At 32.1% G+C, this 20,044-nt stretch carries 19 protein-coding genes; 10 read left to right on the forward strand and 9 right to left on the reverse strand.

Annotation, left to right across the window (positions count from 1 at the left end):
• Together ACVEGE_RS08590 and ACVEGE_RS08595 are read left to right on the forward strand one after the other, a co-directional pair.
• Positions 1-687 carry a T9SS type A sorting domain-containing protein gene (locus ACVEGE_RS08590; protein ID WP_192501521.1) on the forward strand — a complete coding sequence of 229 codons (687 nt, stop codon included), beginning with the start codon at positions 1-3 and terminating at the stop codon, positions 685-687.
• 746 nt (positions 688-1,433) lie between these two features.
• On the forward strand, positions 1,434-2,765 hold the full coding sequence (locus tag ACVEGE_RS08595; RefSeq protein ID WP_192501520.1) for a sigma-54-dependent transcriptional regulator: 1,332 nt from the start codon (positions 1,434-1,436) through the stop codon (positions 2,763-2,765).
• On the opposite strand, the gene ACVEGE_RS08600 is transcribed toward ACVEGE_RS08595, so the two are convergent.
• The 3 genes from ACVEGE_RS08600 to ACVEGE_RS08610 form a co-directional block, all read right to left on the reverse strand.
• Positions 2,758-5,190, reverse strand: a complete 2,433-nt coding sequence (locus ACVEGE_RS08600) for a hybrid sensor histidine kinase/response regulator (protein WP_192501519.1) — start codon at positions 5,188-5,190, stop codon at positions 2,758-2,760. The genes ACVEGE_RS08595 and ACVEGE_RS08600 overlap by 8 nt on opposite strands.
• Before the next feature lie 114 nt (positions 5,191-5,304).
• The gene (locus ACVEGE_RS08605) at positions 5,305-6,501 is read right to left on the reverse strand and encodes a C1 family peptidase (protein WP_192501518.1); all 1,197 of its coding nucleotides are present in this window, start codon (positions 6,499-6,501) and stop codon (positions 5,305-5,307) included.
• Positions 6,502-6,586: 85 nt separating this feature from the next.
• Positions 6,587-8,488, reverse strand: a complete 1,902-nt coding sequence (locus ACVEGE_RS08610) for a S9 family peptidase (RefSeq protein ID WP_192501517.1) — start codon at positions 8,486-8,488, stop codon at positions 6,587-6,589.
• Positions 8,489-8,614: 126 nt separating this feature from the next.
• Here ACVEGE_RS08610 and ACVEGE_RS08615 point away from each other — a divergent pair, with 126 nt between their 5' ends.
• The 8 genes from ACVEGE_RS08615 (at position 8,615) to ACVEGE_RS08650 (ending at position 16,845) form a co-directional block, all read left to right on the forward strand.
• On the forward strand, positions 8,615-9,727 hold the full coding sequence (locus ACVEGE_RS08615; RefSeq protein ID WP_192501516.1) for an NAD(P)/FAD-dependent oxidoreductase: 1,113 nt from the start codon (positions 8,615-8,617) through the stop codon (positions 9,725-9,727).
• Positions 9,727-10,485 carry a monofunctional biosynthetic peptidoglycan transglycosylase gene (gene mtgA, locus ACVEGE_RS08620; RefSeq protein ID WP_173850956.1) on the forward strand — a complete coding sequence of 253 codons (759 nt, stop codon included), beginning with the start codon at positions 9,727-9,729 and terminating at the stop codon, positions 10,483-10,485. Before ACVEGE_RS08615 ends, mtgA begins: the two co-directional genes overlap by 1 nt.
• A complete protein-coding gene (locus ACVEGE_RS08625; protein ID WP_192501515.1) occupies positions 10,486-11,421 on the forward strand; it encodes a lipid A deacylase LpxR family protein in 936 nt (311 codons plus the stop codon). It abuts the gene before it with no gap.
• A gap of 27 nt (positions 11,422-11,448) precedes the next feature.
• The gene (locus ACVEGE_RS08630) at positions 11,449-12,288 is read left to right on the forward strand and encodes a helix-turn-helix domain-containing protein (protein ID WP_192501514.1); all 840 of its coding nucleotides are present in this window, start codon (positions 11,449-11,451) and stop codon (positions 12,286-12,288) included.
• Positions 12,289-12,491: 203 nt separating this feature from the next.
• Positions 12,492-13,994, forward strand: a complete 1,503-nt coding sequence (locus ACVEGE_RS08635; RefSeq protein ID WP_192501513.1) for an aldehyde dehydrogenase family protein — start codon at positions 12,492-12,494, stop codon at positions 13,992-13,994.
• 354 nt (positions 13,995-14,348) lie between these two features.
• Complete coding sequence (locus ACVEGE_RS08640) at positions 14,349-15,545, forward strand: ImmA/IrrE family metallo-endopeptidase (RefSeq protein ID WP_192501512.1); 1,197 nt, start codon at positions 14,349-14,351, stop codon at positions 15,543-15,545.
• Between the two features lie 5 nt (positions 15,546-15,550).
• The gene (locus ACVEGE_RS08645) at positions 15,551-16,108 is read left to right on the forward strand and encodes a hypothetical protein (protein ID WP_192501511.1); all 558 of its coding nucleotides are present in this window, start codon (positions 15,551-15,553) and stop codon (positions 16,106-16,108) included.
• A 236-nt stretch (positions 16,109-16,344) separates the two neighbouring features.
• Entirely contained in the window at positions 16,345-16,845 is a 501-nt protein-coding gene (locus ACVEGE_RS08650) for a GreA/GreB family elongation factor (protein ID WP_173850948.1), read from the forward strand.
• Between the two features lie 93 nt (positions 16,846-16,938).
• Here ACVEGE_RS08650 and ACVEGE_RS08655 read toward each other — a convergent pair whose 3' ends face one another.
• The 6 genes from ACVEGE_RS08655 to ACVEGE_RS08680 all read right to left on the reverse strand — a co-directional run bounded on the left by ACVEGE_RS08655 (position 16,939) and on the right by ACVEGE_RS08680 (position 19,943).
• Complete coding sequence (locus ACVEGE_RS08655; RefSeq protein WP_173850946.1) at positions 16,939-17,367, reverse strand: hypothetical protein; 429 nt, start codon at positions 17,365-17,367, stop codon at positions 16,939-16,941.
• Positions 17,367-17,864 (reverse strand): helix-turn-helix domain-containing protein, encoded by a 498-nt coding sequence (locus tag ACVEGE_RS08660; protein ID WP_173850943.1) that lies wholly within the window; start codon positions 17,862-17,864, stop codon positions 17,367-17,369. The genes ACVEGE_RS08655 and ACVEGE_RS08660 overlap by 1 nt, the downstream gene beginning before the upstream one ends.
• A gap of 3 nt (positions 17,865-17,867) precedes the next feature.
• The gene (locus ACVEGE_RS08665) at positions 17,868-18,440 is read right to left on the reverse strand and encodes a hypothetical protein (RefSeq protein ID WP_173850941.1); all 573 of its coding nucleotides are present in this window, start codon (positions 18,438-18,440) and stop codon (positions 17,868-17,870) included.
• Positions 18,441-18,560: 120 nt separating this feature from the next.
• Positions 18,561-18,878, reverse strand: coding sequence for a virulence RhuM family protein (locus ACVEGE_RS08670; RefSeq protein ID WP_192501510.1), 318 nt, complete (start codon positions 18,876-18,878; stop codon positions 18,561-18,563).
• 1 nt (position 18,879) lies between these two features.
• Positions 18,880-19,416, reverse strand: a complete 537-nt coding sequence (locus tag ACVEGE_RS08675; RefSeq protein WP_458008636.1) for an IS630 family transposase — start codon at positions 19,414-19,416, stop codon at positions 18,880-18,882.
• Between the two features lie 11 nt (positions 19,417-19,427).
• Complete coding sequence (locus ACVEGE_RS08680; protein WP_458008637.1) at positions 19,428-19,943, reverse strand: helix-turn-helix domain-containing protein; 516 nt, start codon at positions 19,941-19,943, stop codon at positions 19,428-19,430.
• Positions 19,944-20,044: the final 101 nt, after the last annotated feature.

Consider the following 20,044-nt stretch of genomic DNA (forward strand, 5'->3'; position numbering starts at 1 on the left):
ATGAAGTATTTAAAAAAAATATATAGAGTAAAAACTTTTGTTTCATCTCGAAATCAGTATACAATTTTATTGTTATTATTTAAATGTTTCTTAACGCCTGTTTTTGCTCAAAAAAATCCTATTGAAATTACATGTGGTGAATCGGTGAATGAAGCTAAGATCTCGTTAAATCAAGGCGTCTATAAAATGTATGTTAAAGTTTTTATAGATCCTGGAACTTCTATATTAGGTTTTAAAACAAGTATAAGCTCATTGCCAAGCGAACTGAATTGGGAGTTTAAGGATGTAACCAAAGGACAATGGGTGACATTATCAAATGAATTTACAACTCTAAATCCAGTAATGGAGCAGAATTTTACTATTACAGTTTTGGAAGATGACTATTTTGGTGTAGGATATGGTAATTTTTACGTAGATGATTTTTATATTGAAAATATTTCTAATGTGGATACAATTGAACTTGAACATGTTTCTGTTTTTCCAAATCCGAGTTCAGATTTGGTTAATGTAACTTGTCCTGAAGGAAGTGAAATAACAGTTTATAATGGTTTAGGAGCTTCTGTAATAAATATTCAACGGGCAAAAAAGTTAAACCCCGTGTCTATATCAAGTTTGGCTTCTGGAATTTATTTTGTAAAAATTAAAAATTCTGGTAGTCAAGCAGTTAAGAAAATAATAGTGAAATAGAATTTTAGTTTCAAATAATAAAGCATATAGATTATGAAAAAGGCAGTTCTTTTAGGAAGTTTATGAACTTTCGCTGTTATGGCATTAGTTGAAATTTAGTTGAAAAAGTAATCAATATAGGAGGTGAACATACTAAAATTAAAGAATTACCAGTAACAGTAATTGGTGTGCTTAAACTAATATATCCAGGTGCAGTAATCAATAAGCTGCAAAATCAATAAATTATAAACAAACAAAAACAAATAATATGAAAAGTTAATTTTATTAACAGCAATCTTTTTAGGGAGTTTCATCATTCTCAAATACCACAATCGCACCAGCAGTAGTTTCTTATACTCCAATAATTTTACAAGAAGGATTTATTCAAGATGCAGTTATAGATGCAGTAAAAGCATTTATTGATGAAAATAATGAGTGTAAATTTGAAGTGTAAGCTATTGATTGAAAATGTGTTATCCTTAAAAAGTAAGCATACCGTTAAACGAAATCTTACTTGTAAGAATAATTAATATTTAGCCTTTTGAGTGTTTGGGGAAACTTTTAAAAGTGAAAATTAATAATTATATCGCAAGACCAGAAGGCTACTGTTTGAACAGATGTCGATGGTAACTGCTTGAAATAGTAGTATAAGATTAGTTTAGGTTTTTAAAAGAGAAGTTACTTGATGTAACTTCTCTTTTTTTTTGCAAAATTTTATGAAAAGACAATTTTATTAATGTTATTTTAGCCTAAAATGTAGCCAAATAATGCCAAAGATTTTATTAATTGAAGATGATATTTCATTCTGCAAACTATTAGAAAAATTTCTAACTAAAAATAATTATACCGTAACTACTTCATTTTCTGCTGCAGAAGCAAGAAGTGCTGTGAAAAAGGAAAGTTTTGATTTGGTTCTAACTGATTTGCGTTTGCCTGATGATGATGGGATAGGACTTATGACGGAAATAAAAGCCACATTTCCTGACGTTCCTGTAATTCTAATGACGGGATATTCTGATGTTAATACTGCTGTAAAAGCAATAAAAAACGGTGCTTCGGATTATATTTCAAAACCATTTAACCCAGATGAAGTGCTAATTGTTATTACAAATGCACTAAAATCTTCAAGTGTTGCTACTACAATAGAAAAGAAAATACCTAAACCCAAGTCAAACTCTGATGAGGAATATGTTAAAGGGATATCTAAAGCTTCAGTTAAATTAGCAGAATATATTAAATTAGTAAGTCCTACTGATATGTCTGTGCTAATTATTGGCGAAAGCGGAACCGGAAAAGAAATCATCGCTAAGAGTATTCACAAACAAAGCCTTCGTAAGGATAATAATTTCATCGCGGTAGATTGTGGTGCAATTCCAAAAGAATTGGCTGCAAGTGAGTTTTTCGGACATTTAAAAGGTTCGTTTACTGGAGCGATTTCTGATAAGATAGGTTATTTTGAAGCAGCAAATGGCGGGACAGTTTTTCTAGATGAGATAGGTAATTTATCCTACGAAAACCAAATTCAGTTATTAAGGGCTTTACAAGAACGCAAGATTAAACCAGTAGGAAGTAACAAGGAGATAAAAGTGGATATCCGAATTCTAACAGCTACAAATGAAGATTTAAGAGAAGCGGTTAAAAACGGCGATTTTAGAGAAGATCTGTACCATAGAATCAATGAGTTTTCTATTCACTCGCCTGCACTTTCAGAGCGTGAGGAAGATTTGATGGTGTTTGCAGAATTTTTTCTTCAAAAAGCAAACGACCAATTAAACAAAGATGTACTAGGTTTTTCAACAGAAGTAGTTGCCATTTTTCAAAAATATCCATGGCCCGGAAACCTACGTGAACTTCAAAATTGTGTTAAAAGGGCAACATTATTGACACAAACTGATTTTATAGAAAGTAATGTTTTGCCTGTTGAATTTTTTCAAAAAACAGCAAGTACTAACGGAGATTTTTCTTTATCGGTAAATGAAAAGGAAGCGATTCTAAATGCATTAGATAGAACAAATAACAATAAGTCCGAAGCTGCAAAATTGCTCAAAATCACGCGTAAAACATTATATAATAAATTGAAATTGTACGATCTTAATTAATAGTACTTTTGATTGCTGCGATCAATAAATCAATATCTTTTTTCACATTTTTAAATAGCTTTTCTAAAGTTTTTTTGTCGTAATCGTTCGATTCTATATCGTTTAATACTAGGGCTATTTTTGTAGCTTCTATTTGTTTGAACATAGGCGCCATTTTATGTGCTGTAGCTTTTACGGTTACAAAATCACTTGTGTTTATCGCTTCCTTTAGAATTATAATATTACTTGCTGTTGATTCCATAAAAGAGAATAAAATACCTTTTACGGCTTCATTATCATTTCCTAAAAAGGATTCTAAAGAGGCAATAGTAAATAATTCAGTAGCGTTTTTTGCTATTTTACTTTCGTCTTGAAAGGGGATTTCTTGTTTATTAAATATTGCTTCTATCGTTGCTAAAAGCGTCTTGGTTGAAAATGGTTTTTTAATAACTGTAGTAAACCCCGCTTCTTCATAGACGCTTAGGTCTAAATCGCTGCGACCTGTAACGGCTACGATGGGTTGGTTGTTATAGATTTGAGTTTCTTGTATCGCTTTTGCGAAAGCAAAACCATCCATAATAGGCATTTGAATATCGCTAATGATTAAATCAAATGGAGTGTTTTGAACTGTTTTTAATGCTTCTTGAGCATTGTTGTAAGCCAAAACAGTATAGCCGTTTTGTTTCAAGACTTCCGTACTCAACGTTAATAAATCTTTGTCATCATCAACTACAATTATAGTTTTATCAGTACTACTGATGCTAGTTTTAATGACTTCTTCTTCTATTTCAGGAATTTCAGATCCATAATACAAAGGCAAAGTTATCTCAAATGTGCTTCCTTGGTTTGAGCTTTCTTTTAAACGTAGTTCACCGCCTAGTATGGCAATTATTCTTTTAGAAATAGCTAGGCCTAAACCAGTTCCGCCATATTCTTTTTCAATGTTTTCGTTGGCTTGAGCAAATTCTTCAAAAACCAATTCTTGACTATCAGCTTCAATACCTATTCCGGAATCCTCAATGGTTATAACAAGCTGGGCATTATTTTGTTTAACAGCAGCATTAATTTTTATATGGCCATTTTCAGTGAATTTATAAGCATTCCCTATCAAATTAATGAGGACTTGTTTTAATCGAAAAGGATCACCAATAATTGGTTTTTCTAAAGCGTGATCGGCTGTTACTGTTAGTACAATGTCTTTCTCCGTGAAAACAGATTGTATGTTTTTTGCAATCTCATCAATGGTTTGAGGAAGTAAAAAACTTATTTTTTCGATAGCAATTTTTCCAGCTTCAATTTGTGAAAACTCCAGTAAATCTTGCACTAATCGCGAAATATATTCAGAAGAATTTCTTATGTTTTGAGTATAATAATCTTGTTTTTTTGTTAAGCTAGAAGTTGACAAAAGTTCGGTATAACCCATGATGGTGCTTAGCGGTGTTTTTAAATCATGGCTAACCGTCGAGATTAAATGCTCTCTACTTTTTAATAAATTTTTAGTTTTGAAATTAGCAATTTCTAATTGCTTTTTATAAGATTGTGTTTTAGAAAAATCACTGGTAATCAAAATAGAAAAGAAAATCGTCAATAACAAGCCTACTACCGCTGCAGCAGTTACAATTTGATTAATTTTTTTAAGGGATTTCTCTTTTTCAGTATTATTTTGAACAGAATAAACAATAATTTCTCGTTCAATAATTCGGAGTACTTTACGGAGCTGTTCTGAAATTAAAATTTCATTTTTAAGCAATTTATTCTCTTGGATATTTACTGATTCTTTCTTTTTCTCCGCTTCTTTCTTTACCTTACTAAGGAGTCTTTTTGAAGCTGATAAAATGGAATCGGTAGCTTTTTTTGTTAGTGTATTGGTACTGTCATCAGGAATATTCTGATTAAGATAATCCACATATTTTTGTAAAACATTACGTTGATAACTACCTAATTGTTTGGGGTTTTTAGTGAAATCTCTCAATTCTAGTTTTCGCAATGAAAACTCTAATTTTGTAAGTTCGTCAATAGCGTTATTGACAGAGGCTTCATCACTTTCTTTACTCTTTATGGCTTTTAGTTGCCTAATATTGTTGTTTTTTTCAGAGAGTAAAATATTGACACTATCTAATAATTGAATCTGATAATCAGTAGAAACTAATTTTTTTAAAGAATCTACTCTTATCAACAATGAATCCGATTGAACGATGTAGTTCTTAAAATCTTCTTCTGAATTTGTTTGAATTGTCTTTCGAGCTAAACCTTCTGTTTTATAAACATTTGTGAAGAGCTTCGTAATCTTTAAAACTTTGCTTTTTTCAAAGGCAATCTTTTTTTCAATATTGGTATAAACAACATTTTCTGAATATAAAATCCATCCCACACTAATCACTAATGCCGCTAGGACAAGATAACTAATGAAAACTTTTACAGGAATATTACTGCTCTTATTTCCCATTTTTTTAAATTAGTGCGGGGTAGATTTAAATGTATTATTTTTTAAGTATTTAAGGCTTATTCGATTGCTACTGCTTTATCACTTAATGATTAAGGAAGTAGTGTTTCAATTAACTTAAACGCCTAATTTTTTAGAAATGTCAGAAGGAATTCCTGCTTTGTTTACCATAAAAGAAGTTGTTTTGTATTTAACAAAATTCTTAGTCACATATAAATACCCTTTGTAATCATTTGTAGCTCCCCAAGAGTTTTTAACAATATAATATTCTTTTCCAGTTTGGTCTTTGGCAAGTCCTACAATGTGCATCGCGTGATCATCTGTAGTTTGGTAGTTGTCAAAAGCCTTTTGACGCAATTCTTCAGTTACTTCTAATTCTGGTTTAGGACCATTGAACATGTTTTCTTTTTCGTCTGCTGTCATGTCTTCAAACTTTTTAGTAGGAACATAAGCAACACCGTTTTTCCAGCTAAAACTTTTTTCACTAACATCAGATGCCCACGCCACAGTAAAACCGCTTTTTAATGCGTTATCAATAATTGCAGTCATGTCATTCATTTTTACGTTGTAGACTAAATCAAATGACCAGTTGTCAGGAACCATCATCATTGTTTTAGCATAGTAAGGCTCTGTTGAATAAGATGCAAACTCAACATATTCATCAGGATTAATACCAACTACTTCTTTAGCAAAAGTTTGTGGGGTATAATTTTTCCCTTTATAATCAAAGTTTTTCGGAACTTCTCCTAAGTAAGAATCGATAACTGCTGCGTATGCTTTTTCCCAATTTGGAGTAAGTTCGCCATTTGGATTTTTTACAACCGCTGCTAATAATGCTTCGGTGATACTTGACATTTCAGCAAATTTGTTTTTTGTAGTACCGTAATTTAATCCGCTGTACACTGATTGGGGTACCGCTCCGTATTTTCTAAACATGTTTGTTACATCATGTAATTCTCCTCCGTCTCCTAACGTTACGGCTCCATGCATGCGCACATAATTTTTACCTTTTTCAACATAAGCATTACGTGCCGAAAAAACTTGTGAAAGTTCAACGGGTTGTTTTCCTTGTCGAATCATTTCCGACTCTAAATAAGAATTAGTAGAGTAGCTCCAGCAAGTTCCTGATGAACCTTGATTCTTTACTGAAGTGTTTGCAAGATTGATAACATCTGTAAAATTGAAGCTTTCAGCACTTTTTGCGCTGATGTTTACTTTTAAGGAATTTACTAATCCGTCTTGTGCTGAAACAGTGCTCATACTTAACACCAATGCTGATGCGATGAACAAGTTTTTTATTGGAAATTTATACATGTATTGTTATTTAAATTTTTATTATTGGTTTAACAAAAGCCAATATTGTTACATTATCGGTTTGACTTTAACATTTCATAGTGTACTACAATGTTTCTTTTAGCCATTTAAAGAATTCTTTTTGCCATACTTGTGCATTTTGTGGTTTTAAAACCCAGTGGTTTTCTTCTGGAAAATACAAAAACCTACTTTTTATTCCGCGCAATTGTGCTGCTTGAAATGCTTCTTGTCCTTGCCCTATTGGTACTCTAAAATCTTTACCACCTTGGATAATTAAAATAGGAGTATTCCATTTATCCACTAATGAAATTGGGTTAAAAAGAGTATAAGTTTTTTGAGCAACCGCATTGTCTTTTTCCCAATAAGCACCACCAAAATCCCAGTTGTTAAAGAAAACTTCTTCAGTAGTCCCAAACATACTTTGTGTGTTAAAAACACCATCATGAGCAATAAATGTCTTGAAACGGTTGTTGTGAATTCCGGCTAAATAAAATGCAGAATACCCACCATAACTAGCTCCTACACATCCTAAACGGCTTTTGTCAACATAGCTTTCTTTGCTTACATCATCAATCGCAGATAAGTAATCGTTCATCACCTGGCCACCCCAATCTTTACTAATTTGCTCGTTCCATTCTACACCGTGACCTGGCATACCACGACGATTAGGTGCTACAACAATATAGCCGTTTGCAGCCATTAATTGAAAATTCCAACGGAAAGAATAAAATTGAGTCAAAGCACTTTGTGGTCCACCTTGACAATATAAAAGTGTAGGGTATTTTTTTGAGGCATCAAAATTAGGAGGTAAAATCACCCAAACTAGCATTTTTTTACCATCGGTAGTTGTTACATATCTTCTTTCGGTTTTGCTTAACGCCAAAGAGCTGTAAACTTCAGTATTTACATTCGTGATTTGTTTCCAAGTATTTTTCTTTAGATCATATGAAAAAATCTCAGCAGCATGATTCATGTCGCCTCTTGTTACTAAAACATTGTTACCTGAGAAACCAATAATTTCATTTACATCAAAATCACCGTTAGTGACTTGATTTACCATGATGGCCATTTTTTTCAATCCAGGAAAATTTACTTCAAATAATTGTTTTGTTCCGTCAACTGCAGCAATAAAATAGATTTTTTTACCATCAATACTCCATTTAAAACTATCTACAGTTCCGTCCCAGTTTGCAGTGAGGTTCATTTTTACGCCTTTAAAATCAACAATTATGTCATTTTTATCCGCTTCATATCCGTCACGTTTCATTTGTAAATAACTAAGATTTCCAGTAGGAGAAAATTGTGGTGCAGTATCATAACCTAGGTTTTCTTCAGTTCTATTTACTGTTTTTCCTGTTTCAAGATTGTATTCAAAAATATTTGTATTGGTAGAAATGGCATATTGAGTTCCTGCTTTTTTCTTTGATACATAAAAAATACTTTTACTATCTGGTGACCAAATGTAGTCTTCGTCACCTCCAAAAGGTTTTTGAGGACTATCATACGCTTCTCCTTTTAAGATATCCACTCCAGTTGCACCATCTTTGTTTTCTTTGTAAAATACGTGGTTGAATTTACCTTCATTCCAAGTATCCCAATGACGGTAATCTAAGCCATCATAAATTTGTACTTCTGATTTTTCTAAGTCGGGATAAAAATCTTTTCCGTTAACGTTGTTGATTTTTACCTCTTCATTATAAACTAGGTATTTGGAGTCGGGCGAAATATTTTTGTCGGCAACCAGACCTTCATAGTCTTTTACTTCGGTTGCATTTCCACCATTTACGGGAACGGTATAGTATTTTGAAGAAGATTTATTCTCTTCAATAGAAGGAGTGGTTACCTTATAAACGATATTTTTACTGTCTTTTGAAATGCCTAAAGGAGATACCCTCCCTAATTTCCAGAGTAATTCTGGCGACATAACGTTTTGGCTAATGGCGCTTAAACTCATCATTGTTAGTGTTGTAAGAAGAATTTTTTTCATGAAAATAAAATTATTTTTGGATTTTAAAAGTACAATTTTATTCTAAAATGGAGTGGGAGATTTTGTTAACTATTTCTAAATGTTATTTTATTCATTTAAAATATTATTTTTATAAAAAATTAAAGCATGCAACTAAGCTATTGGGAGTTGAAAAATTGGTTTTCTAATGTTGATTATACAGTTGTAGGAAGCGGAATTGTAGGTTTACATGCTGCATTGCGCTTGCGCGAAAGATTTCCAGATAGTAAAATTCTAGTTCTTGAGAAAGGGATGTTACCACATGGAGCGAGTACTAAAAATGCTGGTTTTGCTTGTTTTGGAAGCCTGTCAGAAATTATAGATGATCTAAAATCACATACTGAACAAGAGGTAGTTTCTCTTATCGAAAAACGCTGGCAAGGATTACAGTTGTTAAGAAAAAGATTAGGTGATGCTGTGATAGATTTCAAACCATATGGAGGTTATGAGCTTTTTTTAAACAAAGATGAAAGCTCTTACACGGAATGTATGAGCAAGTTGCCTTTTATAAATGAGATTTTAAAGCCCTTATTTAAGACCGCTGTTTTTGCAAAAGAAGTTGATCGTTTTGATTTTAAAGGGATTCATGAATATTTAATTTTTAATCCGTTTGAAGCGCAAATTGATACTGGAAATATGATGCAAGCATTGTTGAAAAACGCTTACGCAGAAAATATTTTGATATTAAATCAACAAGCGGTTACTTCATTTCTAGAAAAAGGAAATGGTGTAGAAGTTGTTTTAGGAGATTTTAGTTTTATTTCAAAAAAAGTGTTGTTTGCTACAAATGGATTTTCGAGCCAAATTACAAACGGGGCTGTCAAACCAGCAAGAGCGCAAGTTTTAATTACGGAGCCAATAGCAAATTTAGACATAAAAGGCACTTTTCATTTAGATCGTGGCTATTATTATTTTAGAAATATAGGCGATAAAATACTATTGGGAGGCGGTAGAAACTTGGATTTTGATACTGAAACTACAACTGAATTTGCGCAAACGGAAATTATTCAAAATAAATTGGAACAGTTATTAAAAGAAGTAATTTTGCCAAACCAAGATTTTAAAGTTGCACACAGATGGAGCGGTATTATGGGAATTGGAAACAGTAAAAATCCTATTGTCTCACAATTGTCTGAAAATGTTTATTGCGGTGTGCGATTAGGAGGAATGGGAGTGGCAATAGGAAGTTTAATAGGAAAAGAATTAGCAGATTTAATATAATGGGGATAAAAACTACACCAACAAAGAATATCAAAAAGAAACCAATTAAAAAAACTACAAAGAAAAATGAGGGGAGTTTTATGAGTAAAGTAATGAAGTTTATTTTTAAAATAGTGCTTTACTTTATAGCAGTGTCATTGTTTTTTGTAGTTCTTTATAAATTTGTTCCTGTTCCTTTTACTCCATTGATGGCTATACGGGCAATTGAACATAAAAAAGCAGATAAGGAAGCAATATGCAGCCATGATTGGGAGCCTCTAGAAAATATTTCTATTAATTTACAAAAAGCGGTTATTGCGAGCGAGGACGGAATGTTTTTGTCACACAATGGTTTTGATTTTGGAGCCATGCAAAAAGCTTATAAAAGCAACTCACGTGGTCGAAAAATTAAAGGCGGGAGTACGATTTCACAACAAACAGCAAAAAACGTTTTTCTATGGCAAGGTCGTAGTTATTTACGTAAAGGGCTCGAAGCTTATTTTACAGTTTTAATTGAGCTCATTTGGGGTAAAGAGCGCATCATGGAAGTTTATTTGAATAGTATAGAAATGGGGGATGGTGTTTATGGTGCCCAAGCAGCGGCTCAACATTGGTACCGAAAAGATGCGGCTAATTTAACACCAATACAAGCTGCAGGAATAGCTGCAATTTTACCAAGTCCAAGGCGATTTACAGCCACAAGTTCTTCAAGTTATATTAATAATAGAAAAAAGAAGATAATGCGTGTCATGAGAACAGTAGGTAAAATCAATTATTAGATGGGTTTTAAAAACAGTTATATTATTTTATTTTTTCTCTTTACTGCTCAAGTTTGGAGTCAAAATAGTGGGGCTGAATTCGGAATTATAACCGATAATGATTTGTACACGTCGTCTAAGTATGATATGTATTATACAAATGGCTTAGAGCTTTTTTATAAATATGTATCTAAAAACCAAAATTCTAAAATCCATAAAAAAACAACCGAATTTAGATTAGGGCAATATATTTATACGCCAAGATTTATAAATACGCCTGAGAAAGAAATAATGGATAGGCCGTATGCAGGTTATCTTTTTGGAGAGTTTGGAAAAACCTTTTTTTATAAAAACGAGTCGGTTTTAAAAATGGATTTGCGTTTAGGCTATTTAGGTCAAAATGCTTTTGGGCAAGAAACTCAAAAATCCTTTCACGATTTAGTGGGATATAAAGAAGTGTTTGGTTGGGAATATCAAATTCAGAATGCACTTGTGATTCAAACACATTATTTGTTTTCAAAAAAGCTTTTTTCAAGTGTGAAAAGTGATTTTGTTGATTTTCATTTTCGATCAGAAGCAAGTTTAGGAACAATTTTTACTGGAGTTACTACTGGTTTTGTCAGTAGAATAGGTTTTAAAAAGTTGGCTCCCGTTTATAATTCTAATTTATACGGTGGCGCTGTAGGTAGTGCTGAAAGTGAATTTTACTTTTATATTGCACCTAGTATTAATTATCAACTGTATGACGCCACCATTCAAGGCAGTCTTTTTAATGACAATAGTCCAGTGACATTTAAGTTAGTGCCTTTACGTTTCAATGGAGAAGCGGGTTTTAAATACAGAAAAAACAAACTCAACCTTTCGTATGTTTTTATGTATCGCGGTCGCGAATTGCATCATCCTACAAATTCGGGCTATTTTTACGGCTCTATTGGAGTTTCGTATTTGCTAAAGTAATTTAAGATCCTAATTAAATAAGAATTCATGCCAATAGAAAATATTCCTGAAATCTATATAAAAGAGAAAGAAGTAAATGAAGGCTTACTCGTGTATGATTTTAAAATGACGAGTGATGTTGTAAAAAGCAAAGTAAACTTGAGCATGAACATGTTCAGCTTTTTGCAAGTAGGGAAGAAGCAGGTCCATTTTGGGGATACTTCCATCGCTGTCAATAGTCAGCAATCGTTACTTTTAAAAAAAGGAAACTGGCTGTGGACAGAGCTTTTAGATACAGAAGCAATTTACTATTGTAAACTTTTCTTTTTTTCAGAAGAAAAACTGACTGAATTTTTAAAAAAGCATACAAAAAATACGCAGCCGTACTCAAACGAAGTAGCGTATTTTGTTATAGAAAATGACGATTACATAGGGTCATTCTTGAACTCGCTTTCTATTCTTCATCTGGATAATTCAGCGTATAGTGCTAATTTATTAGAGATAAAATTTGAGGAAATCATGCTGTACCTTCTAGCGAAGTACAAAGGGGTATTTGAAGATTTCTTACATTCTTTGATCTCTAACGAAGTTTCGCCGTTTAAAAATGTGATAGAGAGTAATGTTTATTCGAATCTAAAACTGGAAGAGATTGCGTTTTTATGCAATATGAGTTTGTCTACCTTCAAGCGTCATTTTACTTTAGAATACAAAGAAGCACCTGGAAAGTGGTTGCAAGACAAGCGTCTTCAAAGAGCAAAAGATTTGTTGCAAGAAGGAGTCTTAAAACCTTCAGACATTTATTTAGATGCGGGTTATAATAACCTGTCTAACTTTAGTATAGCCTTCAAAAATAAATTTGGAATAAGTCCAGTGGATATTTTGCAATAGCGCGATTATTTTTAAAACACTGAAAAACAATTAAATACTATTTTTATTCGAATAAAAAGTAGCTGAGCTGGACTTTTTGGACTGTTTTCATAAGTTTTTGAACCGTATTGGTAATCAAATTGGTTTTGTGTATTGATACCTTTGCCTTGTAATTAAAACAAAGCGTTTTTAAAACGATTATAACAAATTAAATACAAACAGATATGGCAAATGTAACAAAACCGGACTTTAAAGAAAGATACGGAAATTTTATTGGAGGTAAATTTGTTGATCCAGTTAAAGGACAATATTTTGACAATATTTCACCAGTAGATGGTAAAGTATTTACGCAAGCAGCACGTTCAACACAAGAAGATATAGACTTAGCACTAGATGCTGCACACGAAGCTTTTCCGTCATGGAGTACTTCATCAGCAACAGAGCGTAGCAATGCCTTATTGAAAATTGCGCAAGTGATGGAAGATAACGCAGAGTACTTAGCAACATTAGAAACGATTGACAACGGAAAACCTATTCGTGAATCACGTGCAGCAGATATTCCTTACTGTGTAGATCACTTCCGTTATTTTGCAGGAGTAATTCGTGCAGACGAAGGAACAATTGCTGAGCATGATAAAAACACCGTAAGTATCGTTATACACGAGCCTATTGGAGTAGTGGGAGAAATCATTCCATGGAATTTCCCAATGTTAATGTTAGCTTGGAAAGTAGCACCGGCATTAGCTGCAGGATGTACTGCAGTAGTAAAACCAGCAGAACAAACACCTACAAGTGTAATCATGTTAATGGAATTAATTGGAGATTTATTGCCTCCAGGAGTTTTAAACATTGTAACAGGTTTTGGTGCAGAAGCAGGTCAAGCGCTAGCAACTTCAAAAAGAATCGCTAAATTATCTTTTACAGGTTCAACAGCAACAGGACAGAAAGTATACCACAATGCAGCCGAAAATATTATTCCAGTAACAATGGAATTAGGAGGTAAATCACCTAATATTTTCTTCCCATCTGTAGCAGCTCATGATGATGATTTCTTTAGTAAATCAATCGAAGGAGCGTTAATGTTTGCTTTAAATCAAGGAGAGATTTGTACAGCTCCAACAAGAATTTTAGTACATGAAGACATCGTTGATCTTTTTATCGAAAAAATGAAAGTGAGACTAAAAGCAATCAAAACTGGAAATCCTTTAGACCCAGAAACAATGATTGGTTCTCAAGTATCTAAACCACAATACGAAAAAATCCTAAACTATATCAATATTGGTAAAGAAGAAGGTGCTGAAGTAATTGCTGGTGGTGGAGCAGGAAACTATGAAGGAGAACTTTCTGAGGGGTACTATATCCAACCTACAGTTCTTAAAGGAAATAACAAAATGCGTATCTTCCAAGAAGAGATTTTTGGACCAGTGGTATCATTAACTACATTCAGTACTACTGAAGAAGCAATCGAAATCGCAAACGATACTCCTTACGGATTAGGAGCAGGAGTTTGGTCTCGTGATGCACATGAGTTATACCAGGTTCCACGTGCTATTCAAGCAGGTAGAGTATGGGTGAATCAATACCACACTTATCCAGCTCACGCACCATTTGGTGGAGTAAAAGAGTCAGGTTTTGGACGTGAGAATCACAAAATGGCGCTAGACCATTACCGTGTTGTAAAAAACATGTTGATCTCATACGATAAAAAACCAATGGGTTTCTTTTAATCTAAAAGAACTCAAATACATTTTTAAAACCCCGGATATTCCGGGGTTTTTTTGTTGCAACTATTTTTGTTTTACGGCTATAAACCGCTAAAGTTTTCTTAAAGATTGCGCCAGTGTTGCAGTCAAAAAAAGGATATTTTGTAACGTGTCGCGGCTTGCAGAAGTAGCGAACTTCGTAACCGACTATTTTCGGCTAAGATAAAATTTCTTGCGAAAGATAAACGTGAATTTACCACATATCTCGCCATTTATGCAAACCACTGTTATGTGATGGCTTTTTTTTGAGGGTAATTTCCCTTTAAAAGTTTTTTATTACCATAATTGCACTATATTTGCAGGGTAAATACCTTTTTTATGGAGTCAAATGACATTAATAAATTATTAAAATCAATTTTTTCTGAGGAAAATTATATTGATATAAGAGAAGTTTTTGAAAAAAAATTAGTTGAGTATAATCTTAGTAAAACGAAAGCTTTTAAATTACTTAACATTGATAAAGATGTATTTGAGGAGATAATTTCGGGAACAGCTAAACAGCCAAATTTTATAAATATTGTTAAAATTTCCGAGTTTTTGAATATTGATATTAATGATTTTATAAATTTGGTTTTAAAAAATCAAAGTAAGGAAAATATTTCTTCTATCGAAAATGCAAGAAAAGCTACTTTTTTAGTTAAAAATTTTGATATTAAAGCATTAACTAAACTTGGTTTTTTTTCTAATAGTGATGATACGGAAGTACTTGTTGAAAAAGTTTTATCTTTTTTCGGATTCTCTTCAATTAAAGATTATGAAGAACAATTAGACGAACCTTTATACAGTCGAGTTAAGAGAAATTTTTCAGATAAAATGAAAGATTTTTGGATAAAATCGGCTTATCAAAGTTTTAAGATTATTGACAATCCAAATGAATATAATCGTGAAAGATTAAAGGATCTAATAGTGAAAATAAAACCTTATTCACAAGATTTGCAGAATGGTTTATTTACTGTATGCAGAGCGCTATATAATCTTGGAATTACAGTTATATTTCAAAATTATCTCTCAACTACGCAAGTAAAAGGAGCAACATTTATAATAAATGGTAAACCATGTATTGTTTTGACTGATTTTAATAAAAAATACGCAACATTATGGTTTACTTTGATGCATGAATTACACCATGTTTTGTTTGATTATGATTTAATTGAGACTAATAGTTTTCATTTGACAGGAGACAATGATTTATTCTTAATAGAAGAGAAAGCAGATTCTTTTGCGAGGGATATTTTTCTAAGTGAAGAAAAATTTCATTATATAAAAAAGTATATTAATAACCCTTATTTAGTATCAAAATTCGCAAAAGAAAATGAAATACATGAGTCAATTGTTTATTCATTCTTTACTTGGTACCAAGATAAAATATGTAAGAAAAGTTATCATGGTGCTTTCAGAGAATTCTATCCTGATTATTCTGAGTCGTTAAAAAAATTGAATCCAATTACTTGGGATAATAATAATTTGAAGGATGCAAGTGAAAAAATAAAATCCATTTTAGAAATTAAATTTTAATAGTTATGAATGAAGATGAAAACAAAGAAATTAGAAAAAAAGAAGAATTAAAAATATCTGAAGCTGATTTAGAAAGATTAGAAATACTTCAAAAATCTAATGAAAAAGTTGGTAAACAATTGACTTTCAGTTCTGAATCTGGTGGTTTAGAAGAAATAGATGAATTACGTGGTTTAATAGGTAAAGAATTTGAAAATCCTGAAGAAAAATATAATATTTATTATAAAGGAATTCGTAAATTATTAATGGAGTATTTGCCTAAAGGAAAAGAATTCAAAGAAATTAGGGATATAATTTATGATGAGAAAAACATTTTTTTAAATAACGGTAAGAGAAAGTCGGATAATAATGGAATAAGATTATCTGATGGTAGAATGACTTTTCAAAATAATATGAATGAGATTTTGGAAATTATTGTAGGTTGGATTTCAGAGTCCCAAAACCCTTTTGATATTTATAGATTATTTTATGAACTAAATGAAAAATTTGGATACGGACATGAACAATATGATAAATCAACTTTAAACGTTGCAAATGCAATGTTGAAACTAAGTCAAAAGTAAAAATGATGAAACTTATTTTATAGGTTTCATCTCATTTTCTCATTTTTGGTAAGCTGTCACATAACTTAGTAATATAGGTCAATACGCTAATTTAATTTGATAATCATTAAGTTATGCTGAGGTTGATAGATAAAATTAGTAATGAAAAACTAGTAGTTATCAAATGCTGTTCTTGTTTTTAAATTATCCATAAATACATTGAAAGGAGCGATGCTAATAGTAGAAAAATAGAAAAGATGAGCAGAGGATTTGTAAAAGAAAACGACCAAGAAGAAATTCCAATGGTTCCACCTAGAGCTGATTTACCTGACGGAATGGTGAACTACGTAACGCAAAACGGAATGGACGAATTACTTCTGGAAAAAGAAACGTTGTTACACGAAATAGAAACAGTAGCAAACACAGATGAAAACGAAAGGCGCATTGCAGTAAATTATATAAATGCCAAAATACAATTGCTGAATCAAAGAATCGCCACAGCAAAAGTGGTTGACTTAAGCAAGCAACCGCATGACGAAATACGATTTGGTGCCCTCATAAACATGCAAATAGGCTCCGATAAAAAGATTCAAAAGTACCAGATAGTAGGAGTAGACGAAGCGAATATCGCCAAAGGCAAGATTTCGTTTATCTCACCCATAGCAAGAATCTTAATTAATAAAAAAGTAGGTGCTGTAGCCGTGTTGAAATTAGCTACAGAAGATAGGGAGTTTAAGATTTTGGGTATTGAGTATTGAAAGTAATACCATAGTTTATATTACATAGTGTTTCTAGGCTAGAAACATTATTTATAGAACAAAGATCATCTGTTAAAGAAAGCAATGATTTGATTAATCAAAAACTACATCTTCGGGAACCATTTCCGCTACGTTTAGAGTAGGCAAGATATATTTATTAAAGATGGTTCCTTCAGTTTTTGAATGCAATATGCCTCGTGCCGTACCTACTGTTAACATGGCCATGTGTGCGACAAAACCTTTTGGAAGAATAATTTTATCATTTGATTGTAAACTTTCCCAAGTAGCCTTTTCAATATTAAAAAAGCAAGTCACTTGCGTCGCCATAAATGGCTTTTTCTTCATTTCAAATGTAAATTTTAAACTTACTGAAAAAGCTTCCTCTTCTACATTCAAGCCAAAAGACATATTTGTACTAAGGTTTACATTGCCCTTGTCAAGATGGTTTTCTTCAAACAAAGCAAATTGATCTGTTCTTATTTTAACTAAGTTAAAAGTAAGGCTTACGTTATTATCTGCCATTATCCTACTTTTGGGTATTTGATTGCTTGAGTAAAATTATTGTAAACTACATTCATTTGGACTCCCTTTTTTTGTCTGAAATTATCTGAAAAAGTAAAATCGGCTACATCATTATTAATTAACTCATTGGTTAATGTTTTTTCAACTGATCTAACTTGAGTTGCATTTATTTTTATTTCGCTTACTGGATTATAACTTATAATCTCCATCAACGAAATTCCCAAAGCATCTTCCAATTTTCCAACGGTCTCAAAGGTTAGATTTTGTTTTCCTTTGATGATCTTATTCACTTGTTGTGCAGAAACATTCATTTTTTTTGCTAGATCTTTTTGAGACATTCCTTTGTGTTTCAATGCCTCTAGAACAGTTGTCGCAACATTGAATGAGTGATCTATCCATTTTTTATTGGCTTTGTATTGAGCCAACTTTGAAAGGAAATTAGAAGGCTTGTCGCTTACTAATTTTTCAAATTTGTCTAATCTTTCGTTTAGTTCCATATATTAAATTTCATACACTTCAAAATCATCCTGATCTAGAATTCCTTCTTCAATAAGATAATATTTAATGTCTTCTAATTTTTGTTTTTCTTTGAGTAAGTGTGTGCTTTCCTTCATTGTTTCCACTAACTTTATTGCTCCGCCAGTAACAAGAAATGTATTTGGTCCAATTTTAATTGCGTACATGCGCAACCATTTTTTCCTAATTGGTGTTTTCGCTTTGACTAGTTGCAGTTCTTTATGTGTGTATTCTAAATTGTGTAAAGGATGAAATGCTTTTGAAAGAGTGTCGCTTCCTTTTTTTGTTCCAGAGGCTGCCAAACTTTCAAGTTGGTAAAATAATGCTTCAGCTTCTTCTTTAGTATAATTAATTGCTTGTTGTATGCTGATTGCTTTTCCATAATAACCACTATTTAAATCGTCTTGATGTAAAGTGAAAAAATCATATAAATACTGAGGATCTAACAACCATTGCTCCATACACTTGGTTACTTCATCTTCAAGCTCACCATCTAAGTGAATTGAAAACAACCCCTCTCGCTTACTTTCTTGGACAAATATAGGGACTATTTTCATTAAATCAACTTATAGGTTTATTTTTTAGTAAAAATATATGATTTATCTAACATATTGAAACTTTTTTATCAACAGTTAAAAGAAGAAAGACCTAGCTTAAACTATTTTCAAAAGCATATTTCAATAGATTATAGAGACATTATGTTGATTACTTCTTTTACTTCGAACTCTAAACCCAATTGCTAAGATTATGTCTAGGGCATAAAAAATAACGTCATAATTCTTACCATCTGTAGCAGTTGTTAAGTAATCCTTAATAACTGAATTTTGATGTAACTCACCTTCTTTCAGTATGTTTTTGATGTGCATACTAATATTAGGAATTGAGGTGTCAAAAAGTTCTGCTAATTGGTTTTGGTTCATCCAAATAGTACCATCTTTAGAATATAAACTTACGGCTGATTTACCATCTTGTGTGTTGTAATACCAAACACACATATTATATAGTCCAAATTTTATCTAAAAACACATAGCTATACCCGCAGATACTCATTACCTCTTTTTTAGTTGTATTTTTCACCACATCAGTAATAAAATCTTCAACATCCTCTAATGATTTGTAAAATTTATTAGAGAACTGTCGTTTATATTTTGCCCACATTTTTTCAGCGGGATTAAGTTCTGGACTATATGGTGGTAAAAAAACAAGAACAATATTTTCAGGAATGATTAATTTTTTAGCCTTATGAAATCTTCCATTATCCAGCACGACTATTTTAAGTTCCTTGGGTTTTTCTTTTGTGAAGTTATTTAGAAAAACTTGAAAATTATCAGCATTACAATGCGGGAGTATTAGTTGAAAATGGTCTCCTGTTATGGGAGAAAATGCTCCAGAAAGCCAAGTTGATTTGAAGACTTGTTGGAAAGTGCAAATTGGTTTCACACCAATAGCAGTAACTGATTTGCCATTGCGTGTAAATAAACCATAACGCGATTCGTCTTGAAAAAATAGATTTATAGATTCAAAATTCCCCACAGCATTCAGTGCTATTTCTTGGCAGATTCTTCCGAAGTCTTTTTAAAAGAGATTCCTTGGTTTTCATCTTTTTTAACGTGACTTTTTCGGGCTACTTTTACGCTTGATTTAAAATTTCTAATGCAGTAATAAAGTAAGGTGTTGTAATTGAAAGTTTTCCCTGTTTCTTTTTCAATCCAATCTTGAAGCTCAACATAACCTTGAAGGCCATTTTGAGAATCATTGAGTTTTGTTTCCAACATATTGTGTTCAGTAACAGAGAAAACCGAAGGTTTGAAGCCTGTTTTTTGATGTTTCATCAAACCCTCAATTCCTTCGTTAATATATAATGTTCTCCATTTATGAACGCTATTTGGATCGACCACAGCTAATTTGGCAACCTCTCGTTTGGAAATCCCTGTTTTTTCGTTTTGCTTTAAAATCAGTAGAACTCTTAAACGTTGTCCAATGAATGGGATAGATTGTTTAAGTAGACTTTTAATTTCTATTTCGGTTTCCTTGATAATCAAAATTTTTGAATATGCCATAATACCACTGTTATAATATAGTCCAAATATAACATTAAAAAACCAATTATAAAAATTGGTCTATAATATATTTTCGTTTGGTATAAATAATGATATTTTGC

The organism is Flavobacterium sp. PL002 (assembly GCF_054165825.1).